This window comes from Pseudomonas agronomica (assembly GCF_025917275.1).
Classification (GTDB): Bacteria; Pseudomonadota; Gammaproteobacteria; order Pseudomonadales; family Pseudomonadaceae; genus Aquipseudomonas; species Aquipseudomonas agronomica.
In genome coordinates, this window is record NZ_JAOSHO010000356.1 from 1 (window position 1) to 5,443 (window position 5,443).

Here is a 5,443-nt window from a genome sequence, read left to right on the forward strand (position 1 = left end):
CGACCTGCACCGCCGGTCGCCAATACGGTGGCCTTGGCGCGGATGTAGGTGGTTTCGCCGGTTTCGATGCAGATCGCGATCACACCGACGAAGGCGCCGTCCTGGTTCTTCACCAGGTCAACGGCGTAGTACTCGTTCAGGAACGTGGTACCGGCTTTCAGGTTGCCCTGATAAAGGGTGTGCAGCAGAGCGTGACCGGTACGGTCGGACGCCGCGCAGGTACGCGCAGCCTGGCCGCCCTTGCCGTAGTCCTTGGACTGGCCACCGAACGGACGCTGGTAGATACGACCTTGCTCGGTACGCGAGAATGGCATGCCCATGTGGTCCAGCTCGAAAACGGCGGCCGGGCCTTCCTGACACATGTATTCGATAGCGTCCTGGTCACCGATGTAGTCGGAACCCTTGACGGTATCGTACATGTGCCAGCGCCAGTCATCGTTCGGGTCGGCCGAAGCGATGGCGCAGGTGATGCCGCCCTGGGCGGAAACCGTGTGCGAACGCGTCGGGAAAACCTTGGTGATCACGGCAGTCTTGTGACCGCCCTGCGCCAGCTGCAGCGCTGCGCGCATGCCGGCACCGCCACCACCGATGATGATGGCGTCGAAAGAAATCGTTGGAATGTTAGCCATGAATCAGATACCCCAGAGAATCTGCACACCCCAGACGAAGTAAGCGAACATCGCAACGCCGCATACTGCCTGGAAGAGGAAACGTACGGCAGTCGCCGACTTGCCGAACGCCATCTGCGTCAGGTAGTCGGTCGCGATGGTCCACATGCCGACCCAGGCGTGAGCGCCCAGTGCAACAAGTGCCAGCAGACTGAAGATACGCATCCAGTTGTTTGCAAACAGTTCATGCCATTGGGCATAGCCCAGGCCGGGGTTGGCGATTACATATCCGATCAGGAAAATGAAATAAGCCGCGAGAACGACCGCAGACACACGCTGCGCCATCCAGTCATAGAGGCCCGAACGCGAGAGGTTCGTGACGTTGGTTACCATATCCAGACTCCTGCCAGAACGATTACCACCACGGAAACGGCGATAACGATTTTCGAGCCCAGCTTGCCGCCTTCCAGCGTCTCACCGATGCCCATGTCCATGATCAAGTGGCGCACACCGGCTACCAGGTGATACAGCAAGGCGGACAGGATGCCCCAAATCACTAGCTTGGCTAGCGGACTGGTCAGACACGCTTTCACCTGACCGAAGCCTTCTTCCGAATCGAGCGACTTGTCCAATGCATAAAGCATGATGGCCAGGCTGACGAAGAGGATGACACCGGAAATACGGTGAAGAATGGACGTGTAAGCAGTGACTGGGAGTTTGATGGTCCTTAGGTCTAGGTTTACAGGTCGTTGGCTTTTCACGGCTTTTTTTTCACACTGAAGAGCCCCTAACAATCAGGGCAAAGTTGTTGGGGCGCGCACTGGTCAGGTACTCACCACCCAGGGAGTGACGACCCCCAAGAAAGCAGGCCCAAAAGCCCCTGGCGGTCGGTGGCCGAGTATAGACAGTTAGGCTACTAATGACAACGCGTTCACCTTCCCCTAATAGCGCATTGCACATACGCCGCAAAAGGCGTAAACGGCAGGCAATTTCGCGGAAAAAGTCCGGTTAAAGCCTTCTGGAGCAAGACTTTAGGCAAATTGACATTCGGATTTATCTCACTATAGTGGTGCGGGCCCTGCGTGGGGGGTCTGTCTGATGATTCCAAGCATTAATAGGAGGCCACATGGCTGACAAAAAAGCGCAGTTGATCATCGAGGGCGCAGCCCCCGTCGAGCTGCCCATTTTAACCGGCACCGTTGGTCCCGATGTAATCGACGTACGGGGCCTGACGGCCACGGGCCGTTTCACCTTTGACCCGGGTTTCATGTCGACCGCCTCGTGCGAGTCGAAAATCACCTATATCGACGGCGACAACGGCATCCTGCTGCACCGCGGATACCCGATCGAGCAACTGGCTGAAAAATCGGACTACCTGGAAACCTGCTACCTGCTGCTCAACGGCGAGCTGCCGACCGCAGAGCAGAAGGCCCAGTTCGTCAGCACCGTGAAGAACCACACCATGGTTCACGAACAGTTGAAGACCTTCTTCAACGGTTTCCGTCGTGATGCCCACCCGATGGCCGTCATGTGCGGCGTCGTCGGTGCCCTCTCGGCCTTCTACCACGACTCCCTGGACATCAATAACCCCCAGCATCGCGAAATCTCCGCGATCCGCCTGGTGGCGAAGATGCCGACCCTGGCAGCCATGGTCTACAAGTACTCCATGGGGCAGCCCATGATGTACCCGCGCAACGACCTGACCTATGCAGAGAACTTCCTGCATATGATGTTCAACACCCCGTGCGAGATCAAACCGATCAGCCCGGTGCTCGCCAAGGCCATGGACCGGATCTTCATCCTCCACGCCGACCACGAGCAGAACGCCTCCACGTCCACCGTGCGCCTGGCCGGCTCGTCGGGTGCCAACCCGTTCGCCTGTATCGCCGCCGGTATCGCCGCGCTCTGGGGCCCTGCCCACGGCGGTGCGAACGAAGCGGTACTGACCATGCTCGATGAAATCGGTGATGTCTCGAACATCGACAAGTTCATCGCCAAGGCCAAGGACAAGAACGATCCGTTCAAGCTGATGGGCTTCGGTCACCGGGTCTACAAGAACCGCGACCCGCGCGCCACCGTCATGAAGCAGACCTGCGACGAAGTGCTCAAGGAACTGGGGATCAAGAACGATCCGCAACTCGAACTGGCCATGCGCCTGGAAGAGATCGCCCTGACCGACCCGTACTTCATCGAGCGCTCGCTGTACCCGAACGTCGACTTCTACTCGGGGATCATCCTCAAGGCGATCGGCATTCCAACCAGCATGTTCACCGTGATCTTCGCCCTGGCGCGGACCGTCGGCTGGATCTCCCATTGGAAGGAAATGCTCTCCAGCCCGTACAAGATCGGCCGTCCACGCCAGCTGTACACCGGCTACGAGTCGCGCGACATCACCAAGCTGGAAGACCGCAAGTAAGGCTAGCCTTGCGCTAGGCTCCTGACTGCACCGAAACAGCCCCCGCTTTATATAAGCGGGGGCTGTTTTGTTTATGCCTCTTTTATCCGATCCAGAAACTGCATTGGCAGAACCGACGCCATCGCGAGCAAGCTCGCTCCCACAGGGGATCTCCAGTGAGCACAAGTTTGGGGTTCACGGCCAACTGTGGGAGCGAGCTTGCTCGCGATGGCGGCAGGCCTGCCACCCACGAACCCGGCACAAAAAAATACCCCGGCCTCTCGACCGGGGTATTTCTTCAAGCACTTATCGCTGCATTAGTGGTTAACCGCCCCACTCGCCCCCAGGCCAGTCTGCGAACGCACGAACTGCGGGAAGAACAGCGCCCGCTCGTTGGCGCCTTCAGCCGACTTGTCGGTGATGGAGAAGAACCAGATACCGACGAACGCGATGATCATCGAGAACAGCGCCGGGTATTCATACGGAAAGATTGCTTTCTCGTGACCCATGATCTGCACCCAGATGGTCGGGCCGAGGATCATCAGGCCAACCGCACTGACCAGGCCCAGCCAGCCGCCGATCATGGCGCCACGGGTGGTCAGCTTCTTCCAGTACATCGAAAGCAGCAGCACCGGGAAGTTACAGCTCGCCGCGATGGAGAACGCCAGGCCCACCATGAACGCGATGTTCTGCTTCTCGAACAGGATGCCCAGGCCGATCGCCAGCACTGCCAGGGCAATGGTGGTGATTTTCGAGACGCGGATCTCATCCTTCTCGTTGGCCTTGCCTTTCTTGATCACGCTGGCATACAGGTCATGGGATACCGCTGAGGCACCGGCCAGGGTCAGGCCCGCTACCACCGCCAGGATGGTCGCGAACGCCACCGCCGAGATGAAGCCCAGGAAGATGCTGCCGCCCACCGCGTTGGCCAGGTGCACCGCCGCCATGTTGTTGCCACCGAGCAAGGCACCTGCCGCGTCCTTGAACGCCGGGTTGGTGCTGACCAGCAGGATCGCGCCAAAGCCGATGATGAAGGTCAGGATGTAGAAGTAGCCGATGAAGCCAGTGGCGTACAGTACGCTTTTACGAGCTTCCTTCGCATCGCTCACGGTGAAGAAGCGCATCAGGATGTGCGGCAGGCCAGCGGTACCGAACATCAGCGCCAAGCCCAGGGAGAAGGCCGAGATCGGATCCTTCACCAAGCCGCCAGGGCTCATGATTGCCTCGCCTTTAGGGTGAACCTTGACCGCTTCGGCAAACAGTGTGTTGAAGTCGAAGCCAACGTGTTTCATGACCATCAAGGCCATGAACGAAGCACCGGACAGCAACAGCACAGCCTTGATGATCTGTACCCAAGTCGTCGCCAGCATGCCGCCGAACAACACATAGAGGCACATCAGGATGCCGACCAGGATCACCGCAACGTGGTAGTCCAGGCCGAACAGCAGTTGGATCAGCTTGCCGGCACCGACCATCTGCGCGATCAGGTAGAACGCCACCACCACCAGCGAGCCGCAGGCGGACAGACTGCGGATCTGGGTTTGCCCGAGGCGATAGGACGCCACGTCGGCAAAGGTGTACTTGCCCAGGTTGCGCAGGCGTTCGGCGATGAGGAACAGAATGATCGGCCAGCCCACCAGGAAGCCGATGGAGTAGATCAGGCCGTCATAACCGGACGCAAACACCAGGGCGGAAATCCCCAGGAAGGACGCCGCCGACATATAGTCGCCCGCAATGGCCAGGCCATTCTGGAAACCGGTGATCCTCCCGCCTGCCGCATAGTAGTCGGACGCCGACTTGTTGCGCTTGGAGGCCCAATAGGTGATGCACAGGGTCGCGCCGACGAAGACCACGAACATGACAATCGCGGAAACGTTGAGGGGTTGCTTCTGCACGGCACCGGTCAGGGCTTCAGCCGCCCAGGCGCCCGGGGCAAATGCTGCGATGCTCAATAGAGCCATTAGACGCCGGATCATTGCTGAGCCTCCTTGAGAATCGCATTGTTCAGGTCGTCGAACTCGCCGTTGGCACGTCGCACATAGATACCGGTCAGGATGAAGGCCGAGACAATCAGGCCGACGCCGATGGGAATACCCCAGGTAATGGTGGACTCGGGTGTGATCTTCGCCCCGAGAATGTGCGGCCCGTAGGCAATCAGAAGGATGAAGCCGGAGTACAGCCCTAGCATGATCGCCGAGAGAATCCAGGCGAACTTTTCCCTTTTTCTCACCAGCTCCTTGAAGCGCGGGCTGTTTTGAATCGAGAGGTAAATGCTGTCGTTCATTGTTTTTATCCTCGCAGCACAGATTTAATTGGAACGACCCTACTCTATGCGGCTCAAGGCCAGGTTCCAGACGACCTTAGTATTAGAACGACATGACGGTTTTGCCAGTTTTCCGCAGTTTTTTGCAACGATCCCTGTGGGAGCGAGCTTGCTCGC

General features: G+C 58.6%; 6 protein-coding genes. 1 reads left to right on the top strand and 5 read right to left on the bottom strand.

The annotated features are described in order from the left end of the window. The 3 genes from OC610_RS20370 to sdhC form a co-directional block, all read right to left on the bottom strand. Positions 1 to 629: FAD-dependent oxidoreductase (locus tag OC610_RS20370; protein ID WP_264430229.1), on the bottom strand; the 629-nt coding region annotated here is incomplete at its 3' end. Between the two features lie 3 nt (positions 630 to 632). Then, positions 633 to 1,001, bottom strand: a complete 369-nt coding sequence (gene sdhD, locus OC610_RS20375; RefSeq protein ID WP_264430232.1) for a succinate dehydrogenase, hydrophobic membrane anchor protein — start codon at positions 999 to 1,001, stop codon at positions 633 to 635. After that, positions 995 to 1,369 (bottom strand): succinate dehydrogenase, cytochrome b556 subunit, encoded by a 375-nt coding sequence (gene sdhC / locus OC610_RS20380; RefSeq protein ID WP_024780620.1) that lies wholly within the window; start codon positions 1,367 to 1,369, stop codon positions 995 to 997. The genes sdhD and sdhC overlap by 7 nt, the downstream gene beginning before the upstream one ends. Positions 1,370 to 1,734: 365 nt before the next feature. On the opposite strand from sdhC, the gene gltA reads away from it, so the two are divergent. After that, entirely contained in the window at positions 1,735 to 3,024 is a 1,290-nt protein-coding gene (gene gltA, locus OC610_RS20385) for a citrate synthase (protein ID WP_003172803.1), read from the top strand. Between the two features lie 296 nt (positions 3,025 to 3,320). On the opposite strand, the gene OC610_RS20390 is transcribed toward gltA, so the two are convergent. Together OC610_RS20390 and OC610_RS20395 are read right to left on the bottom strand one after the other, a co-directional pair. After that, positions 3,321 to 4,979: a cation acetate symporter gene (locus tag OC610_RS20390; RefSeq protein ID WP_264430239.1), complete on the bottom strand. Its 1,659-nt coding sequence runs from the start codon at positions 4,977 to 4,979 to the stop codon at positions 3,321 to 3,323. Then, positions 4,976 to 5,287 (bottom strand): DUF485 domain-containing protein, encoded by a 312-nt coding sequence (locus OC610_RS20395; protein ID WP_060741155.1) that lies wholly within the window; start codon positions 5,285 to 5,287, stop codon positions 4,976 to 4,978. Before OC610_RS20395 ends, OC610_RS20390 begins: the two co-directional genes overlap by 4 nt. Positions 5,288 to 5,443 lie beyond the last annotated feature (156 nt).